An 18,904-nucleotide genomic window follows, 5' to 3' on the forward strand; every position below is an offset into this window, starting at 1 on the left:
TTATTTTAGTACGAATTCAAAAGTAAGGGAAATTTAATTTAAAAAGCCGCCTAGATTTATACATCAAAACGGCTTTAGTTTTTCTTTTCTACTATTGGGTTAAGAATTCCGTCTCTTAAGCTCGCGGTCTATTAGTCCTAATTCTCGTCCGGTTTGCCCTTTGACGGACGTATTTTCTTGTGCTCGGCGAGTTAGGTAGGGAACTACATCACGAACCGGTCCGTAAGGTAAGTATTTTGAAGCATTGTATTTATTCTCTCCTAGGTAGTAGGTAATATTGTCGCTCATCCCGTAGAGTTGGCCAAAGAAAATATTTGGATGGGAGTTTTCCATACCTTTTTCTTTCATTTTATCCATGATGAGCTCGGTTGATTTTTCATTGTGCGTCCCAAAATAGCCCGAAACACGGTCTAAATGATTCACTACAAAATCGATCGCTGCATTGTAATTATCGTCCGTCGCTTTCTTATTAGGCTGAATAGGATCGGCAAGTCCTAGGGCTGCCGCGCGCGCTCTTTCTTTTTCCATGTAGGCCCCTCTTACAAATTTATAGCCTAGATAGTATCCTTTTTCGCTCGCTCTTTGCAAGTCTTTTTCTAAAAACTCGAGTCTGCCGGTACGGTACATTTGAACCGTATTCCATACAATCGCTTTCTTTTTATTATAGAGAGCCATCATTTCGGTTACCAGTTCGTCTACGGTATCTTGCATTTGCGTTTCTTCGGCATCCACCATTAGCACGACATCTTTCTCGTAGGCTAAGGCGCATACTTCTTCATACCTCTTTTTAACTTTAGCCCATTCTTTGATCTCGCTGCTCGTTAGGACCCCTCCCGCTTGCACGGTGCTGTAGAGTTCGAGACGACCAAATCCTGTGGGCTTAAACACCACAAAAGGAATGGCAGGATTGCCCTGAGCAAACTTAATGTTTTGCTTGATTTCCTCACAGGTATGATCAAATGTATGTTCATCTTCCTTGCCTTCAATGGCATAATCAAAAATACTCCCGATGTGATGAGTATACATTTGATTGACTACCTGTAGACTTTTTTCGCGTGTTTCTCCCCCTGCAAACTGTTCAAAAAGCGTGTTTTTGACCACGGATTCTACAAATGGGAATTCATTTTTAATTGTGAAATTTAAAACATTGATTCCTAAATTTGTAAGGGTGGGGTTTTCAATAGCTTTAAACATCCAGTACGCTTTCTTTAATTGAGCACTAGATTTGTCCTGAAAGGCAATTTTTGTATCGTTAAATGGGGACATAATGGTAAAAGATAATTAAGTGCTCAAATTTAATAATTGTTTAGCGAACATTCAGATGAAAAAAGTCATATTTGTACTTTTGTAAAAATAAATTTCATGATACGATTTCTAGACCAGGACTTCACGACCTTAAATGACTGGATCGAGGACCTCCGCCCAAGTCAACTCCTTATTCTAGTGGACCAAAATACCCATCACCATTGTCTACCGACCCTTTTGGGAAATCTAAGGACTGAAATTCCTTTTGAAATCATTGAAATAGAAGCGGGAGAAGAATTGAAAAACCTAGATTCAGCGCTGCAATTGTGGGAAATTTTAGCTGAGTTTCACACGGACCGCAAAGCCTTACTCATTAATTTAGGAGGGGGTGTCATTAGTGATTTAGGAGGCTTTGTAGCATCTACCTACAAACGAGGAATTCCATTTATTCATATCCCTACCACCCTGCTTTCCATGTGCGATGCGTCCATCGGAGGAAAAACGGGTATTGATTTTCAATTTTATAAAAATTTAATTGGCACCTTCGAATTTCCAAAGGCTATTTTTGTCTATCCTGAATTTCTTGAAACCTTGCCTGAGGAGCAAATCTTAAGTGGGCTAGCCGAAATGCTTAAACACGGCTTAATATTAGATTCCAAGCACTGGGAGGACCTCACCACTCTCCCCAAGTACAATGCGAAATCCCTAGCTCCTCTAATTCTGAGATCCATGGAATTAAAACAGTCCGTGGTAGAGAAGGACTTTAAAGAGCAGAATCTTCGCAAAGCACTCAACTTTGGTCATACGGTAGGTCATGCTATTGAGAGTCTTTACCTTAAATCAGGAATGGAAGTTACCCACGGTCACTGTGTAGCCATCGGAATGGTAATTGAGACTGAGCTATCGCTTGCACGAGGCATCTTAGACTCGTCTCAGGCTCACTCCATTCAGCAAAAGATCCTTTCCCTCTATCCTCTTTTACCCATTGAATCCTTTTCGAACGAATCGCTCCTTGAAATTATGCGTCATGACAAAAAGAACGAAGTTTTGGAAGATATTAACTTTACACTTCTTTGCGAAATTGGCAATTCTTTGGTGAATCAAAGGGTGAGTGATTCCGAAATACTCTTGGTTTTGGATACGTATCGAGCTCTGTAATCAAATGAAAAACCAAACAGTTATTTAAATTTATCTCATTAATAATCAACTATATATAATATTTTGTAGAATAATTTCGAGGTTTATCCACGGTTTTTGGCATGCAAATTGCCACTCACTTTGAAGTAAAATTTAAAATTAGAAAATATGAAAAAGTTATTATTAGGTGCTGCCCTTGCAGTAAGTTCATTAACGTTTGCTCAACAATTTGGAGTGAAAGCGGGTGTAAATGTTTCCAACATTTCTGATGACAACGATGTACAGACCAATTCAAAAACTGGGTATTATGCAGGTGTATTTATGAATGCTCCGATTGCAGAAGACTTTAGTATTCAACCTGAGGTTCTTTACAACAGTGTAGGTTCAAAATACGACTACGGAAATGCTTCCAGTACTTTAACTTTAGATTACATTACAGTACCTGTTATGTTCCAATATAACGTAGTTCCTCAGTTCTACTTAGAAGCAGGTCCTGAATTTGGTTTCCTTGTAGGAGCAAAATCAAAAGTTGAATCAGGTAGCTTTGAAGGATCTTCAGATCTAAACAAAGACAACTTCAACTCATTTAACTTTGGTGTTGGACTTGGTGCTGGATTTAACATCACAAACAACATTGGAATTAATGCTCGTTACGTAGCAGGATTCACAGATGCAACGGACGAAAGCAATCAAGATTTCGGATCGGATGCTGACAACAAAAATAACGTCTTCCAAGCAGGGGTTACTTTTAAATTCTAAATTGAATTAGAAACAATCAATCTTTTTATAAGAAAAGGCTCTCTTCGTATTGAAGAGAGCCTTTTCATTAGATTTAAAGTAAAACTTGGCTGAATCTTAATCAAACAGTTCTACTTGTTCTCCTTTAGCCACTGGGTATTTTTCTGTAAAACACCCAAAGCAATGCTTATCGGATCCTAGGATCACTTTTAAATTGTCGATGCTTAAGAACTCTAACGAGTCCACTCCTAAGTAATCTCTCAATTCTTCTACGCTCATATTTGCCGAAATTAAATCGTCTTTCGAGGGCGTGTCAATCCCTAAGTAGCAAGGCGCAATGATAGGAGGCGAAACACTACGGAAGTGAATTTCTTTTACGCCGGCTTCTTTCAAAATCTTCACAAGGCGCTTTGAGGTTGTTCCCCGAACAATCGAATCGTCGATAATAACCACTCGCTTGCCTTTAATTTCGCTTTTGATAGGATTGAGTTTTAAATTTACAATCCTCTCCCTCATCTCTTGCGTGGGGATGATAAAGCTTCTTCCTACATAGCGATTCTTGATGAGAACAGGGCGAAAAGGAATTCCAGAAACTTTGGAAAAGCCAATGGCCGCCGGAACTCCAGAATCTGGAACTCCTATGACAATATCAGCCTCTACAGGGGCTTGTTCCCAAATTTTCTCTCCTGATTTTTCTCGAATCTCATGGACATTAATCCCTTCTAAGGTGGAATCAGGACGTGCGAAATAAATGTACTCAAAAGAGCATAACTTTCTCTCGCAATCTTTTCTCACCATATAGGATTGCAATCCCTTCTCGTGATCGCTCGTGTAAACAATTTCACCAGGTAAGATATCTCGCACATATTGAGCGCCTACGGCATCGAGAGCAGCGGTTTCAGAGGCTGCAACGAAGGTCTTTTCATCAATAGCTCCTAAGACCAACGGGCGGATTCCGTGAAAATCTCGGAACGCAAAGAATTTATTTCTTGTAATTCCTACTACAGAATAGGCTCCTTCAATTTTTTCCATGGTCGATTTAATAGCCCCGCGAAGGCCTAAATCTAAATTCTTTTGAATTAATCTTAAAATCACTTCCGAATCGGAAGTTGCTTTAAAGACCACACCCTCCGCTTCGAGCTCCTTTTTAAGTTCTCTGGCATTGGTTAGATTTCCGTTGTGTGCAATCGAGAGAATGATTTGGTCGTATTCATTCTTCGCAAAAAAGGGTTGGAAATTGAATTTCTTTTTGTCTCCAGCGGTCGTGTAACGGGTATGCCCTATTACACCATTGCCCATAAAAGTTTCCGGATTGCGAATTTCTTTGTAAACATCTAAAACAAGACCTTCGTCTTTAATGTTGACAATCTTTCCATCGTTCATCACCGAAATCCCACAAGCTTCTTGTCCACGGTGTTGCAAGGCAAAGAGTCCGAATTGCGATAAGGAAAAAGTATCCGTATTTTCTTCGGAATACAGTGCAAAGATCCCACACTCTTCGCTAGGTGCATCGAGGCGCTCCTCACTTTGGCTACGCAAAAGGTTACGTCCGTAACTTCTGGTTTTAAATTGCTCTAAGTAGGCTTTTCGGTGGTTGTTTAAATTTTTCATTTGACTTTCTCTAACTTTAGACTTTCGTCTTTTGGTTGTCCTTATTTTTCCAGTGCGGCTTGAAGGCGCTCGTAAATTTCTACATACGCTTCTGTAACCTCTCCAAGATCTCTTCTAAATCTATCTTTATCGAGTTTTTTCATCGTATCTTTATCCCACAAACGGCAGGTATCAGGCGAAATTTCATCCGCCAAAATAATTTTTCCGTCGGAAGTTTTTCCTAGTTCAATTTTAAAATCGACGAGGATAATGTTCATACGGTCGAACAATTCTACCAAATGCTCGTTTATTTCTGCTGTGAGCTTGTACATTTGATCTAATTCTTCTCTTGTGGCAGCTCCTAAAAAGATCGCGTGGTAGTCATTAATTAGGGGATCTCCCAATTCGTCTTTCTTGTAACAAATATCAAAGATCGTGACGGGGGATTTAATCCCTTCTTCCACGCCTAGCCTTTGGGCCATACTTCCTGCGGAATAGTTTCTAACTACCATCTCAAGAGGAATAATCGTTACTTTTCTCACGAGTTGTTCGCGATCGTCTAGTTGTTTGATAAAATGCGTTTCTACACCTTTCTTTTTTAAGTATTCAAAAATGAGGGTGGTAATTGCATTGTTCAATTCCCCTTTTCGATCAAACGAACCTCTTTTTTGTGCATTAAAGGCGGTGGCATCGTCTTTAAAACGCACAATGACTTCTTCTGGATTTTCGGTTAAAAAAATCTGCTTTGCTTTGCCCTCGTAGAGCATCTCTCCTTTTACGTTCATACTTTTTACATTTGCTTTTCCTTGTCAAGGAAAAATTTTATTAGGATCTAATTATAAATTCCAATTACTAACAGTGCGCTTACCACTGAGAGTCCAAAACTAAGTAGTGTACCTATTAGTACGTACTCGGTTAACTTTCTCTGTCTGGCCTGAGCTAAGTCACTAAATCGAAATACAGATTTAGCCGCAATCATAAAACCGACTCCTTCCCAATGTCCAGTCACGATAAATATATACACCAAAAGACGCTCCAAAATTCCAATATAATGGCCCGCATTGACTAAAGATTCACTCTGTGTGCTTTCGGCAGAAGGCGTGAACGGAGTCCAGCTCGAGATCAAACTTTTCACCATCACTGAGCAGGGAATCGTAACAAAGACGGCGCCTAGAATTAGAGGCGTATTGACCAGTAGGGTTTCTTTCGATAGGCTCCATTGGTCCATTCCCACACATAACAAAAGAATCACAATCAAGTGAAGGATTTGGTCCCCAAAAAACCACTTCACCTTAGTGGAAGTCGTTTGGAACCTTAATTTCAACAAATCAATAAGATAATGTGTACTCCCAATCACCAACGAAAACCACCAAAACTCCCGTGGAAGGAAAAGAAGTACCAAAAGGGTGTGTATTATAACGTGGGCATATAAGTAGACACTTTTGTACGTATCACGCTCTTTCGCCTGTACCCAAGATTTAGGTTGGAGCAAGAAGTCTCCGAGTAAATGGGCCAGAAGGAGCAGTGAGAGTATCATGTTACAGCTGAGATATTTTTAGTCTATAGTATTGTTCGGTTTGCGAAATGAGATCGAGGTTCGCTCTTTTCAGTCGCTGACTTACGGAAGACTGTGTGATGCTAAATTTTTGTGCTAATTCCTCTTGAGTAATTCCAGGTAGAATAATGAATTCGTGTAGAATTTGAGCAACGGCCCACGTCCAACTATCAAAATCGATCGAGGCCCATTTAAAGAGTAGATTTAATTCCTCATTTAACGCAAGGTTCGGGGTCTGAATGGCTAGGGTCTTGCCGTCGGCTTTTAACTGATTTAACAATCTACCGGAAGCAACATATGCGGATCCGTTGGACTCTGTGATTTTTTCAGATGTGAATTTCTCCTCCCCGATGCCGATTGCCATTCTTACATCCAAACTTTCAATCGATTTGACTAGGGATTTGATCGCAAGTACGTACTTAAAAGCAAGCTGAGGTTCGCATTTTATTTGGAACTCATCTCCCCTATAAATCTCCCAATCCTTGGGACTTGAGCCCCAATGAGAGAGCAAAGCTTTTAAGGGCTTTAGCCAGATTTCCGTCTCGGTGCTTTCTGAATTAATAATGTCTCCCGTGATGACCGCTTTCATAGAGCAAAAATAAGCAATAAAACTAATAATACAACTATATAAGTAAAAAGTCTAATATCCGCTTAAATAAGCTAATCATCTAATATTGTTTAATTATTAGCTTTAAACCTAATACCAAAGAAACAAAGCATTTCGTGAGGGGAAAAGACTTTTCCGAAAAGAACGAGTAACAACCTCATAGCTAAAGGATAAAAGAATTTTCTAAAAAGCGCATTTTTGTCTATATTTACGCAAACAACATTTATGAAAACAGAACTGCAAGAAAGCTTAAAAATGATCGCACAGACCGCCAAAGAATTTGCGGAAAAAGAAATACGCCCCAATATTATGGAGTGGGACGAAGCTCAAACGTTTCCAAAGGAATTGTTTCACCAACTGGGAGAAATGGGATTCATGGGAATTGTAATCCCGGAAGAATATGGCGGATCTGGATTAGGCTACCAAGAATACGTTAGCATCCTTGATGAAATCTCGCAGGTAGACCCCTCCATTGGCCTTTCTGTTGCCGCACACAATTCCCTATGCACTAACCATATTTATGAATTCGGAAACGAAGAGCAGCGCCAAAAATGGCTCCCTCAACTCGCCTCTGGAAAAACCATTGGCGCGTGGGGACTTACAGAACATAACACAGGTTCTGATTCAGGCGGTATGAGTACTACTGCCGTCAAAGACGGAAACGATTGGATTATCAGTGGAGCCAAAAACTTCATTACGCACGCTATCTCAGGTGACATTGCAGTGGTCATGACCCGCACTGGGGAAATTGGAGCCAAAAACAATTCGACCGCTTTTGTTTTGGAAAAAGGAATGGCAGGATTTAGCTCTGGTAAAAAAGAAAATAAACTTGGAATGAGAGCTTCGGAAACGGCAGAACTCATCTTCGATAGGGTTCGTGTACCGGATTCCCACAGGTTAGGAGAAGTAGGCGAAGGATTTAAGCAGGCTATGAAAATTTTAGACGGAGGTCGTATCTCAATTGCGGCATTAAGTCTAGGAATTTCGCGCGGAGCTTACAAAGCCGCGTTACAATATTCCTTAGAGAGAAAACAATTTGGCAAAGCGATCAATGAATTCCAAGCGGTGAACTTCATGCTTGCAGACATGGCAACGGAAATTGAGGCTTCTGAACTTCTAATCCGAAATGCGGCCACTTTAAAAAACAGCAAAGCCAAAATGACCAAAGAAGGCGCGATGGCGAAGCTTTACGCCTCTGAGGCCTGTGTTCGAATTTCAAACAATGCCGTGCAAATCTTCGGAGGCTACGGATACACCAAAGATTTTCCTGTCGAAAAATTCTATAGAGACTCTAAACTCTGTACCATTGGCGAAGGAACTTCCGAGATTCAGAGACTTGTAATTGGAAGAGCAATCTCTCATTAACATTTAAGACAAAGACAAAAATACAGGTTGCGTTAAAGGAGGTTCAAACTCTTTTGTGCAGCCTTTTTTTATTGAAACCACCCCATATTCTACCCTATGAGTACTAAAGACAGCCTTTCAAAAGTAGCCGAATTTCATTCGGTTTTTTCAGTCCCTCATTTAACCAGTCCGCAAATTCCCGCTAAAGAAAGAGCTGAGCTGCGAGTTCGGCTATTGCAGGAAGAACTGGATGAATTAAAAGAAGCACTTGCGCAAAAGGACCTCATCGAGGTAGCAGATGCACTCTGCGATTTGCAGTATGTGCTCAATGGCGCGATTTTGGAATTTGGTATGGCTGATAGATTTGAATCGTTGTTTGAAGAAGTGCATCGATCCAATCTATCCAAAGCTTGCAAAGATCGAAACGAGGCAGAGCAAACCCTCGAGCAGTATAGGAATAAAGGAATTGCCTGTTATACAAAAGAATTAAACGGTAAATTTAACGTCTACAGAACCCAAGATAATAAAGTATTAAAAAGCCTAAATTATTCTCCCGCAGAACTAGGGAAATACTTAAAGTAATCTCATTTTAACGCACAATTAAAACGCTATGTCGGACTCTACTGGGATACAATCTCAAGATCTACTTAAACGCCCCGCTATTGCATCGTGGTTTCAACCGCAATACGACGAGTACCCCTTGGATTTAAGCATTCTTGATGAACTACGTATTTTGGATTTAAAAAGCATTCAAAAAGTATTGTTTTTTGGAACCTGGTGCGAGGATAGTCAAGAGCAAGTTCCTAGGCTTATGAAAATTTTTGAAAGGTTAGAGCTTCCCACCTCTAGCCTTACTCTCTATACAGTAGACGAAGAGAAAAAAGAACCTAAAAAAGAAATTCAAAACTTTCAAATTGAAAAAGTTCCTACTCTTCTCCTTCTCAAAAACGGCGAAGAACTAGGACGCATCGTAGAGCGTCCGCAATCAGAAAGTCTTGAGAAAGATCTTCTCCGCATTTTACAAACCGTCCAACCTTAATAATTTATACTTGTGAACAACTACTCAAAACATATTCCCGCATTTTTGATCGGTGTACTTTTGACGCTTTTAATCGGACTTCTTTTGAAAAATCTCCTTACAAGTTCAAATGAAAAGGTCGACAACTCTTACTATGTCATTACAAATCAAATCCGCAAAATGAATAAAATGGTCGTGATGGAGCAAGATTTCTCTACTATTCAGCGTACGAAAATGAGTACGGAGATTCTAGGAGGCGGACTCCTACCTACAATGGATAAAGAAATCGTCACTTTCACGAAAACCAATGCACAAGTTTCTTACGATTTGAATCAACTCAAAGTCGAGGTGGATAGCACAAATCGAACCCTGACCATTCTCGCAATTCCCGATCCCGAAATCCGAATTATTCCGAGTGTTGAGATAAGTTCTGTGGACGATTCCTTCTTCAATCGTATCGAGCAAAAGGATTTGCAAAAAATCCAAAAAGCTGCAAAAGACCACGCACTAAAATCGGTCAACCAAAAGAAATTAGTACAGGAAAGTAAAGTACAACTAAGAGAAAATCTAGATCAAATATTCGTTTTAGCTAAGGCTCTCAATTATAACATTGTAGACGAAACAGGCTCGATGAATCTATTAAAACTTTAATACGATTCATCGAGTGTCCCGTTCTATGAATGATCCGCAAGAAGTTCTAAAATTAGGATCTTAATTCAAATTACAATCCACTCTGTTCTTCTTGCTGTTCTCTAAATTGATAATCCTGGACCAGTTCGATGGCGTTATCCACCACATCACTCAATGCGGTAATAAAGGTTCCTTCCTCCGCCATAGCCATTGCATGTTTAAGAGCTTCAATTTCTTTAGAGATGCATTCGTAGCTCACATCTCTACCTGAAGATGTTATTCCGTCGATGATTAATTGATTAATATCCTCCTCTTTTCGACCTCTAAGGTGCTTTTCGTTTCGAATAATAATATAATCAAACATACGTCCTGCAATTTTTCCACATTCTCGAATATCCTCGTCACGGCGATCGCCCACTCCGGAAATAATTCCGATCTTCTTGGTTGCCTCCACATTGCTTAAATAATCTTCAATGGCTTCATAACCCGCTGCGTTATGCGCGAAATCGATTAAAACCTTGAAGTTTTTGAACTTAAAAATATTTAATCTTCCCGGCGTTAACTGAGCACTCGGAACAAAAGTCCGTAGGGCCATCGCTATGTCTTCGATCGCGAATCCATATAAATAGGTGGCTAAAGACGCGGCTAGTACATTTTCAATCATGAATTTCGCCTTCCCTTCCATAGTAATGGGAATGTTAGTCACTTTGGCAATCCTAATTTTCCAATCTCCTTTTTTAATCGTGATAAATCCTTCTTCGTAAATGCAGGTTACTCTACCTTGCTTGGAGTACTTTACGATGTGTGGGTTGTTCTCATCAAGGCTAAAAAGTGCGACATTGGAATCGAGATCTCCCACCAATCTCATCGAGTATTCATCCTCTGCGTTCAGAACACACCAACCGTCCTTTTTCACACTGTCTAAAACCACGCGTTTCACACGTGCTAGGTCTTTTAAATTGTGAATATCGTCTAGCCCTAAATGGTCTTCTTTAATATTGGTAAGAACCCCGATATCACAAAGTCCAAAGCCTAGTCCTGAACGTAAGATACCGCCTCTAGCAGTTTCTAACACCGCAAACTCAACTGTGGGGTCTTTCAATACAAATTCAGCCGAAAGCGGCCCTGTGGTATCGCCTTTGGAAAGCATCGTGTTTTGAATGTAAATTCCATCGGAAGTGGTAAATCCTACTCGATACCCGTTGTTTTTTACAATGTGAGAAATGATTCGCGTAGTGGTGGTTTTCCCATTGGTACCGGTCACGGCAATGATCGGAATTCGAAATGGCTTTCCTGGAGGGTACAGCATTTCGACGACAGGTGCAGCGACGTTTCGAGGAAGTCCCTCACTGGGCGCCAGGTGCATCCGGAATCCGGGTGCTGCATTGACCTCAAGGACACAACCTCCTGTTTCTTTTAGAGGCTGGGTTAAATTTTCAGCCATGATATCAATCCCACAAACGTCTAGACCAATAATCTTTGAAATCCTTTCGCACAGTGTAATGTTATCCGGATGAACCATATCGGTCACATCGATCGAGGTACCCCCTGTCGAAAGATTTGCCGTAGATTTCAAATAAATGATTTCACCTTTCTGAGGAACCGTTTCTAACGTGTACCCTAATCTATCTAAAAGTTCGTCTGTGCTTCGATCCGCATGAATCTCCGTAAGCACCTTTTCATGCCCAAACCCTCTTCTCGGGTCCTGATTTTCCTTCTCGATAAGAACTTGAATGCTCGTCTCTCCATCCCCTACCACGCTAGCAGGAACCCTTCTTGCAGCGGCAACAAGTTTATTGTTAATGACTAGAACTCGAAAATCATAACCCGTGACATATTTTTCAACAATCACACGACTTGATATCTTTTGTGCTTCTACAAGTCCCTCTGCGGCTGCCTCCCACGTGGTGACATTGATAGACTGTCCTCTACCGTGATTTCCATCTAAGGGCTTTAATACAATAGGATATCCAATCTTATCAATGGTTTCTTGTAATTCCTGCTCATCGCGAACTAAACCTCCTAGAGGTACTGGAATAGCCGCATCATCAAGCATCTTTTTTGTAAGCTCTTTGTTGCATGCAATGTCCACTGCGATCGAACTGGTTTTCCCCGTGATCGTAGCTTGAAAGCGCTCTTGATTCACACCGTACCCGAGTTGAACCAAGGAATTTTTTCCCAATCGAATCCACGGAATTTTTCTAGAAACTGCCTCTTGCACGATACTACCCGTCGAGGGTCCTAAATGTTCGCGCTCTCGAATTTCTTTTAGCTTTTGAATCGTTGCCTCTAAATCGTAAGTCTCGCCATTAACCAAAGCTTGTGCTAATTCTACAGAAGCTTCTGCAGCGAAAACACCGCAATTTTCCTCGATATAGCTAAATACCACATTATATATCCCCGGAGATTTGGTTTCTCTTGTTCGACCAAACCCCGTATCCATACCTGCTAAAGTCTGCAGTTCCAAGGCCACATGTTCAATGACATGCCCCATCCAAGTGCCAGTTTCCACACGGTGAAAAAAACCACCCACTTCTCCTTCTGAGCATCGGTGGGACAGTAAACTAGGGATTAACTTTTCAATTCCCTCTCGAAATCCGGGTATTTTATTGGTCGGTAATTCTTCTAGTTCTTCCAAATTGAGTCTCATCTGAATGAGCTTCGTTCTTCTAATACTCCAAATATTGGGTCCTCGTAGTACTTGTATCTTTTCTATTTTCATCTTTGAATGGGGTAGGTTGACGATTAAATTGTAATCAAATATAATTCAAAAATAATTTGGTTTCAACAAAGAATCAAATTAAACTTTATATTTCTGATTAACTTATTTAAGTTCAGCTTAAAAAATGGTCTTGTAAACCGATAATCCTTGCTTAGAATTTCTCAAGAAATTAATTATTTCTAACTTTGCAACCATGAAGCCACTAGGAAAACTAATAGTCATTGGCGGCGCTGTGAATAAAGGCAGTTTCGCTGAAACTGATTTTGACTCCAATGTAGAACAAAATCTAAATTTTTTTGAAAAAGGAATTCTGCGAAAGATCATTAATGAAGCACGATTAAAAGAAGACTCCGTCATTGAGGTCATTCCCACAGCTTCCCAGATTGCACAAATTGTAGGACCTGAGTATAAAAAAGCCTTTGAATTCTTAGGAGCAAAAAATGTTCAAATTCTAGACATAACGAACCGAGAGCAGGCAAACAGTGATGCCATTGTGGCTCGCGCCAATGCGGCTGACGTGGTCATGTTCACAGGGGGCGATCAACTTCGACTCTCCTCTATTCTAGGAGGGACGCGCTTTCACGATGCCATTCTAAACAAATACCAAACTGAAAATTTCGTGTATGCGGGAACTTCTGCAGGTGCGGCAGCTGCCTCAGAAAATATGATCTATCAAGGCTCTAGCAGTGAAGCTCTTTTAAAAGGGGAAGTGAAAACGACACAGGGGCTAGGTTTTATTGATGACGTGATTATTGATACTCACTTTGTCCAACGAGGTCGAATTGGCAGACTTTTCCAATCGGTGGTCAACAACCCGAGAACCTTAGGAATCGGACTTGGAGAAGACACCGGCCTTTATATTTACGATGGCGTGATGACAGCCGTTGGTTCTGGACTTGTGATCATTGTAGACGGTCGCTTTATTAAAGATACAAACCTAACCAACATTCATCTCGGACAACCTGTGTCTATTGATAATCTAACGGTGCACGTGATGTCCCAAGACGACCATTTCGATCTTACGACGAAAGAAATGACCATTGTCAATTCACAGTACCAAACCCAACCTCAAGCTTAAATCTATGAAACTTCTTATCCACGGAGGCTTTTTCTCCGAAAGCGATCAAAGCCTAGAAACGAAAAAAGCAAAGCAATCCGCTCTTAAAACCATCATTGAAAAATCGTACATGTACCTTTCCTCTCATAGTGCAGTGGAGACTTGCACGTATGCTGTGAGTTTATTAGAAGACGATGCTTTATTTAATGCGGGAACAGGCTCGCAGATTCAAAGCGATGGGGTCATTCGAATGAGCGCAGCACTGATGGATGGAGAAACTCAAAAAATGTCCGGGGTCATCAATTTAGAAGAAGTTAAAAACCCAATTGAGGTCGCGAAAAAATTAATGGACGCCCAAGTAGAGGACCGAATTCTAAGCGGTCCGGGAGCCAAGCAATATGCCGAGAAATTAGGCTTTGATTCTTATTCCACAGAAATTCCAAGCCGTAGAGCGGAATACCTTGCCAAGAAAAAAAGCGAAGGCAAAGGCACGGTAGGATGCGTCGTTTTAGATAGAAACGGAAAACTAGCCGCAGCGACTTCCACCGGTGGAAAAGGCTTTGAGATTCCAGGTCGGGTTTCAGACTCAGCAACTGTGGCTGGAAATTATGCAAACTCTTTTTGCGCCGTTAGTTGTACGGGTGTGGGAGAAGACATTGTAAGCAACGCTACAGCCTGCAAGATCGTCACAAGAGTCAGTGACGGTGCGACCCTTGAAACGGCTTTTACGAAAACATTTACGGAACTTAAAAAAATCGATGGCTTTGCAGGTGCAATTGGGATCGATGCCCATGGAAATATTTTTCATTTGGATTCTCATCCTACCATGGTGTTCGCTTCCTATGACGGAACCCATCTGGAAGTATTTGATTAGGGACTCTCCTTAAAATCTTTTCTTTTTATCCTTCTTAAGTGCTTGCTTCTGAAAAGCCCTTTCCTATCTATTATAGTGTAAGAAGCAATGTCCTATGATTTCAACGCAAATCTAGGTATCGTTATTTCTTTAGGCCAATTGACGCCTTAAATCTATACTTTCCACCTGAGATTGGAGAGTGAGAATTTGCTTCAATAACCCATTCCATTTCATTTAATCAATTTTAACAAAATTTTAATAGCAGCCTTCAAATTTTGGCACGTATTTTACATTACTGTAGGTATACAAATTCAAAAATTAATTTAAAAAAAACACAACTATGGGTAATAAAAGAAATGGCTTACTCGCCTTATTAGGATTAGGTGCTTTTGCATGGTGGAAATACAAAAATTCAACCCCAGAAGACCAACAAAAAGTAAAAGATCAACTTGACAACGTGAAAAACAACGTGAACAAATGGGGATCTGATATTAAAAACAAAGCGAACGATGTCGCTTCACAAGTTCAGAGCAAAGCGGGTGAATACACCAAAAAAGCAGAAGACACAGCGCAAGACATTAAGTCTGACTTGAACTAATCAAGAATCCACATGGATTAATTTTCACATTCATATTATACAAAGAGAATCCAACTAATTGATTTTAGTTGGATTTTTTATGGGGAAAAAGTGGCTGAAATTCTATTGCAAAAATTCCTGCAAACTCAAGGTCTTTTGTTCTCCTGAAATTAAATCCTTAATCGAAATGTTTTCGTTTTGAATTTCAGTTTCTCCGTAAAATACAAGGTTCTGAATTCCTTTCTTTTCAGCATAGAGGAACTGTTTTTTCAGCTTCGCAGGTTCTGGGTACAGCTCACAAGAATAGCCCTTCGCTCGTAATTTTGCTAAAACGCTTTGTGCTGCTGAAGATTCCTGCGATCCATAATTTGCAAAAAGATAATCCGTGGTTGCCCCTTGGTGCTTTGTGAGCAGTCCTAATTCTTCTAACACCAGATAGATTCGGTCAAGGCCAAAGGAAATCCCAATTCCAGGCATATTTTTAACTCCAAACACTTCAGTTAAGTTGTTATAGCGACCGCCTCCTCCAACAGAGCCCATTTCTACCCCCAGGGCTTTTATTTCGAAAATAGCTCCTGTATAGTAATCTAGACCTCTGGCAAGGGTAATGTTAAAGACGAGCTTGTTTGTAAGTCCTACTTTTTCGCACTCTTGCAAAACAAAGAGAAGTTCTTCTACTCCTTGTTTTCCTTCTGGAATCTCTGCGAAACAGGTCGTAAGAATCTCTAAAACTTCGCTTTGTGTAAGGGTCTCATCAAATAGAAAAGCAACTTTGTCAATAGCCCCTTTTGAAATCCCCTTTTCCATCATTTCGTTACGAACTCCCTGCTCTCCTATTTTATCGAGTTTGTCTAAGGCGACTGTAAAATCAATCAGCTGACTTTCAATCTCTGCATATTGTGACAATCCCATTAAAATCTTGCGGTTGTTCAAATGAATTTCGACCGGAAGTTCTAAATCCTCAAAACTTTTTGAATAAAGCTGCACAAGTTCAACTTCTTGCCATAAACTTTCACTTCCTACTACATCCGCGTCGCACTGATAAAACTCTCTAAATCGACCTTTTTGTGGACGGTCCGCCCTCCATACCGGTTGGATTTGATAGCGCTTGAATGGGAACGTCAATTTTCCTTGATTCATGGCTACAAAGCGTGCAAAAGGCACAGTCAAATCATAGCGAAGTGCCTTCTCACTAATTTGACTTACTAATTTCTGACTTAATTTCCCTTCCCAATCTTGGCTATTTACTTTTGATAAGAAATCACCAGAATTAAGAATTTTAAAAATCAATCGGTCCCCTTCCTCTCCGTACTTTCCTGTGAGTGTATTTAAGTTTTCAAAACTCGGTGTTTCCAAAGGCATATAGCCAAAAAGTTCAAAATTCTTCTGAAGTACAGAAATTATATATCTTCTCTTTTGCAGCTCTTCTGCTGTAAAATCACGCGTTCCTTTTGCTAAACTTGGTTTCATAATGATAGTAATTCAATGGGATTTGCCTTATACAAAGCCAGATGGCAAAAATACGGATTTTTACCTTTAGTTCCCTTCTCTGCTTTGAAAAGGAGTACTGGATTTAAGTATCCATACAAAATGCGCTTTCCACCGAAGTAAAAAGCGCAACCCTAAAACACGAAAAAAAAATATAAAATTATACCGGGAAAATTATTTTTAATTCCTTCAAAAGATCCTCTCCGTAGGAATTCACTTTTGCCTCTCCAAACCCTGGAATGGATCGAAGTGATTCTAAATCTGTAGGCTTCTGGATTAGAACGGCCTGCAACTCCCGATTCGTCGCTACGCGGTAAGGCGGAACGTTTTGACTACGAGCATGGGCAGTTCTCCATTTCTTGAGTTCTTCAAACCGAACTCCATCGGCCTCAGAAAGAAGCTTAGTGGCCTGCTCTTTCAAACCTTTTTTCTGAAAAGGAATCTCATAAATAACCGCGACCGACCATAGGGTATCGCCCACGCCAATGTAAGCGGTTTCTATTTGGATTACTTGGTGCTCTTCAAAAAATGCATTGATCAAAGTTTGATCTTCCTCCAGCAGTTTTTCAGCCGCTCTAAGTGTGAACAATTTAAGTTTCATCGTCCGTGGAACTAGCTTAGTAAAATCACTTCACTGAGCCGGATTTCCGTGATGGATTTCTTTTGCCCTTCGGAATTTTCATAGCTGCGGTACTGAATTTTCCCTTCCACTGCAATTTCTTTTCCTTTAAAAACATACTTCTGAAGAATTTCTGCAGTTTTCCCAAAGGCAATCAAATTGTGCCATTGGGTTTCCTCCACTTTTTCCCCTTCTTGGTTCATGTAATAATCGTTTGTGGCCAGGGATACCAAAGCTTTCACACCTCCGTTTTCAAAGGTTACAATTTCAACATCGCCTCCTGTACGGCCAATTAAACTTACTCGATTTCTAATAGACATACTACTGTAATTTTGGTTAAACAATTCTTTTCACCCCTCTCGGGTATTTACTTGGAAGCAAAGTTTCAAAATCGTTTAGGAGGGATTCGGTTCGTACTCACTTACTTACATTTGTAGTCGTTTGCAATCGAATAAAAAAGAATATGTTTATATTTGAAAAAAAACCATGAATTGCTTAGAATGTGGCGAGCGCCTTGTGGGGCGCTCCGATAAAAAATTTTGCAACGATTCTTGTCGCAATACCTACAATAACAAAAACAATAAGGACACCTCGAACCTCATGCGAAGCATCAATTCTCAGCTGCGACGCAACTATAAAATCCTTCTAAGCTATTCTTTTGTAGAAAATCAGGCCGCAACGACGACCACAAAATTAAGCGCAGAGGGCTTTAACTTCGAGTATTTTACGCAGCAAAAAATATATTCTGATGGAACGACCCGTAGAATTCTCTATGACGAGGCTATGAAATCCTGGAAAAAGGACGTGTAAGGCTATTTCAGATAAGGCAGTAATGACTCTTTTAGAGTGGAGATTAGATCAGTCTAATTTTGTCTTCTAAAATTTCAATGGTTTTGTCTTTGTAAAGACCACCTATTGCTTTTTTGAAGTTCTTCTTGCTCATCTCGAGCTCCTGTTTAATTTCTTCAGGCGTCGATTTATCGGTTAAGTAAAGCAGACCGTAATTCTGTTCCAGTTTATCAAGAATTACCTTTTGAAACTCATCAATGTGTTCATATCCTTCCCTCTGCAAGGAAACATCAATTTTGCCGTCTTCTCTTAACTGCTTGATGTAGCCCGTTTCGATGGAAAGTGGATACATTTTCTTATACACATCGGAGGCGTAAATCAGCCCAATGTACTTTTGGTTAATTACGACATTCCATCCCAGCTCTCCTTCTCCCATCACTAGGAGTTCGACCTGGTCGCCAGGAGCAAAGGGAAGATCCTCGTATTGTGGGTTTCTTTTGAATTTCGTGGTACCTGTAATTAAACCGGTGGGTTCATCAATATACACGTAGACCAGATAGCGTTTGCCTTCTTCAATTTTAGATTTTTGTTGTTTGTACGGAACAAAGAGATCCTTGATAATCCCCCAATCCATGAAAGCTCCACTAGGAAGACTTTGCACACAGTGCATGACAGCAAATTGACCCACTTGGGCTAAGGGAGTCTCGGTCGTTGCCTTAAGTCGTCCATCGTCTTGAAATACAAATACCTGAATCTCATCCCCCTCATTCAAGGAATCCTTGACAAATAATTTGGGTAAAAAAGCGTTCCATTCTAAATCGTCTTCAAGAATATAGCCTGACGAGTTTTGTTCTGAAACTTTTAGGGTTTGTATTTTTCCAATGTCCATATGTAATATTTAATGCAAATTTAAACTTTAATTGATAAGGGAGTAC

20 protein-coding genes are annotated in these 18,904 nt (G+C 40.3%); 10 read left to right on the forward strand and 10 right to left on the reverse strand.

Features of this window, described 5'->3' with window-relative positions:
• Positions 1-99: 99 nt before the first annotated feature.
• Complete coding sequence (locus ACX3PZ_RS09660) at positions 100-1,266, reverse strand: proline dehydrogenase family protein (RefSeq protein WP_459112654.1); 1,167 nt, start codon at positions 1,264-1,266, stop codon at positions 100-102.
• Between the two features lie 96 nt (positions 1,267-1,362).
• On the opposite strand from ACX3PZ_RS09660, the gene aroB reads away from it, so the two are divergent.
• A complete protein-coding gene (gene aroB, locus ACX3PZ_RS09665) occupies positions 1,363-2,403 on the forward strand; it encodes a 3-dehydroquinate synthase (protein WP_459112655.1) in 1,041 nt (346 codons plus the stop codon).
• 147 nt (positions 2,404-2,550) lie between these two features.
• Positions 2,551-3,141, forward strand: a complete 591-nt coding sequence (locus tag ACX3PZ_RS09670; RefSeq protein WP_459112656.1) for a porin family protein — start codon at positions 2,551-2,553, stop codon at positions 3,139-3,141.
• A gap of 96 nt (positions 3,142-3,237) precedes the next feature.
• On the opposite strand, the gene purF is transcribed toward ACX3PZ_RS09670, so the two are convergent.
• The 4 genes from purF to ACX3PZ_RS09690 are packed head-to-tail and all read right to left on the reverse strand — an operon-like array spanning position 3,238 to position 6,854.
• Complete coding sequence (gene purF, locus ACX3PZ_RS09675) at positions 3,238-4,731, reverse strand: amidophosphoribosyltransferase (protein ID WP_459112657.1); 1,494 nt, start codon at positions 4,729-4,731, stop codon at positions 3,238-3,240.
• A gap of 41 nt (positions 4,732-4,772) precedes the next feature.
• Entirely contained in the window at positions 4,773-5,495 is a 723-nt protein-coding gene (gene purC, locus ACX3PZ_RS09680) for a phosphoribosylaminoimidazolesuccinocarboxamide synthase (RefSeq protein ID WP_459084227.1), read from the reverse strand.
• A gap of 47 nt (positions 5,496-5,542) precedes the next feature.
• Positions 5,543-6,247: a DUF3307 domain-containing protein gene (locus ACX3PZ_RS09685; protein WP_459084228.1), complete on the reverse strand. Its 705-nt coding sequence runs from the start codon at positions 6,245-6,247 to the stop codon at positions 5,543-5,545.
• Position 6,248: 1 nt separating this feature from the next.
• Positions 6,249-6,854 carry a SatD family protein gene (locus ACX3PZ_RS09690; RefSeq protein ID WP_459084229.1) on the reverse strand — a complete coding sequence of 202 codons (606 nt, stop codon included), beginning with the start codon at positions 6,852-6,854 and terminating at the stop codon, positions 6,249-6,251.
• Positions 6,855-7,097: 243 nt separating this feature from the next.
• Here ACX3PZ_RS09690 and ACX3PZ_RS09695 point away from each other — a divergent pair, with 243 nt between their 5' ends.
• From ACX3PZ_RS09695 to ACX3PZ_RS09710, 4 genes are all read left to right on the forward strand, one after another.
• Positions 7,098-8,237, forward strand: a complete 1,140-nt coding sequence (locus tag ACX3PZ_RS09695; protein ID WP_459112658.1) for an acyl-CoA dehydrogenase family protein — start codon at positions 7,098-7,100, stop codon at positions 8,235-8,237.
• 96 nt (positions 8,238-8,333) lie between these two features.
• A complete protein-coding gene (locus ACX3PZ_RS09700) occupies positions 8,334-8,798 on the forward strand; it encodes a pyrophosphohydrolase domain-containing protein (RefSeq protein WP_459084231.1) in 465 nt (154 codons plus the stop codon).
• Between the two features lie 28 nt (positions 8,799-8,826).
• Entirely contained in the window at positions 8,827-9,255 is a 429-nt protein-coding gene (locus ACX3PZ_RS09705; protein ID WP_459084232.1) for a thioredoxin family protein, read from the forward strand.
• A 12-nt stretch (positions 9,256-9,267) separates the two neighbouring features.
• Entirely contained in the window at positions 9,268-9,885 is a 618-nt protein-coding gene (locus ACX3PZ_RS09710) for a DUF4230 domain-containing protein (RefSeq protein ID WP_459084233.1), read from the forward strand.
• Positions 9,886-9,955: 70 nt separating this feature from the next.
• Here ACX3PZ_RS09710 and cphA read toward each other — a convergent pair whose 3' ends face one another.
• A complete protein-coding gene (gene cphA / locus ACX3PZ_RS09715; protein ID WP_459084234.1) occupies positions 9,956-12,586 on the reverse strand; it encodes a cyanophycin synthetase in 2,631 nt (876 codons plus the stop codon).
• A 193-nt stretch (positions 12,587-12,779) separates the two neighbouring features.
• Between cphA and ACX3PZ_RS09720 the strand changes: the two genes are divergently transcribed.
• From ACX3PZ_RS09720 to ACX3PZ_RS09730, 3 genes are all read left to right on the forward strand, one after another.
• Entirely contained in the window at positions 12,780-13,664 is an 885-nt protein-coding gene (locus ACX3PZ_RS09720; protein WP_459084235.1) for a cyanophycinase, read from the forward strand.
• 4 nt (positions 13,665-13,668) lie between these two features.
• On the forward strand, positions 13,669-14,517 hold the full coding sequence (locus tag ACX3PZ_RS09725; RefSeq protein WP_459112659.1) for an isoaspartyl peptidase/L-asparaginase: 849 nt from the start codon (positions 13,669-13,671) through the stop codon (positions 14,515-14,517).
• 319 nt (positions 14,518-14,836) lie between these two features.
• Positions 14,837-15,094 carry a YtxH domain-containing protein gene (locus ACX3PZ_RS09730; RefSeq protein WP_459112660.1) on the forward strand — a complete coding sequence of 86 codons (258 nt, stop codon included), beginning with the start codon at positions 14,837-14,839 and terminating at the stop codon, positions 15,092-15,094.
• 102 nt (positions 15,095-15,196) lie between these two features.
• Here ACX3PZ_RS09730 and hisS read toward each other — a convergent pair whose 3' ends face one another.
• The 3 genes from hisS to ACX3PZ_RS09745 form a co-directional block, all read right to left on the reverse strand.
• Entirely contained in the window at positions 15,197-16,543 is a 1,347-nt protein-coding gene (gene hisS / locus ACX3PZ_RS09735; RefSeq protein ID WP_459112661.1) for a histidine--tRNA ligase, read from the reverse strand.
• A 178-nt stretch (positions 16,544-16,721) separates the two neighbouring features.
• Positions 16,722-17,162: an HRDC domain-containing protein gene (locus ACX3PZ_RS09740; protein ID WP_459112662.1), complete on the reverse strand. Its 441-nt coding sequence runs from the start codon at positions 17,160-17,162 to the stop codon at positions 16,722-16,724.
• Positions 17,163-17,173: 11 nt separating this feature from the next.
• Positions 17,174-17,500 (reverse strand): single-stranded DNA-binding protein, encoded by a 327-nt coding sequence (locus ACX3PZ_RS09745; protein ID WP_459112663.1) that lies wholly within the window; start codon positions 17,498-17,500, stop codon positions 17,174-17,176.
• Between the two features lie 166 nt (positions 17,501-17,666).
• Here ACX3PZ_RS09745 and ACX3PZ_RS09750 point away from each other — a divergent pair, with 166 nt between their 5' ends.
• Positions 17,667-17,990 carry a hypothetical protein gene (locus tag ACX3PZ_RS09750; protein ID WP_459112664.1) on the forward strand — a complete coding sequence of 108 codons (324 nt, stop codon included), beginning with the start codon at positions 17,667-17,669 and terminating at the stop codon, positions 17,988-17,990.
• A 43-nt stretch (positions 17,991-18,033) separates the two neighbouring features.
• Here the strand turns inward: ACX3PZ_RS09750 and ACX3PZ_RS09755 are convergent, their stop codons facing one another.
• Entirely contained in the window at positions 18,034-18,858 is an 825-nt protein-coding gene (locus tag ACX3PZ_RS09755) for a CvfB family protein (protein ID WP_459112665.1), read from the reverse strand.
• Positions 18,859-18,904: the final 46 nt, after the last annotated feature.

Source organism: Chryseobacterium sp. A321 (assembly GCF_054489265.1).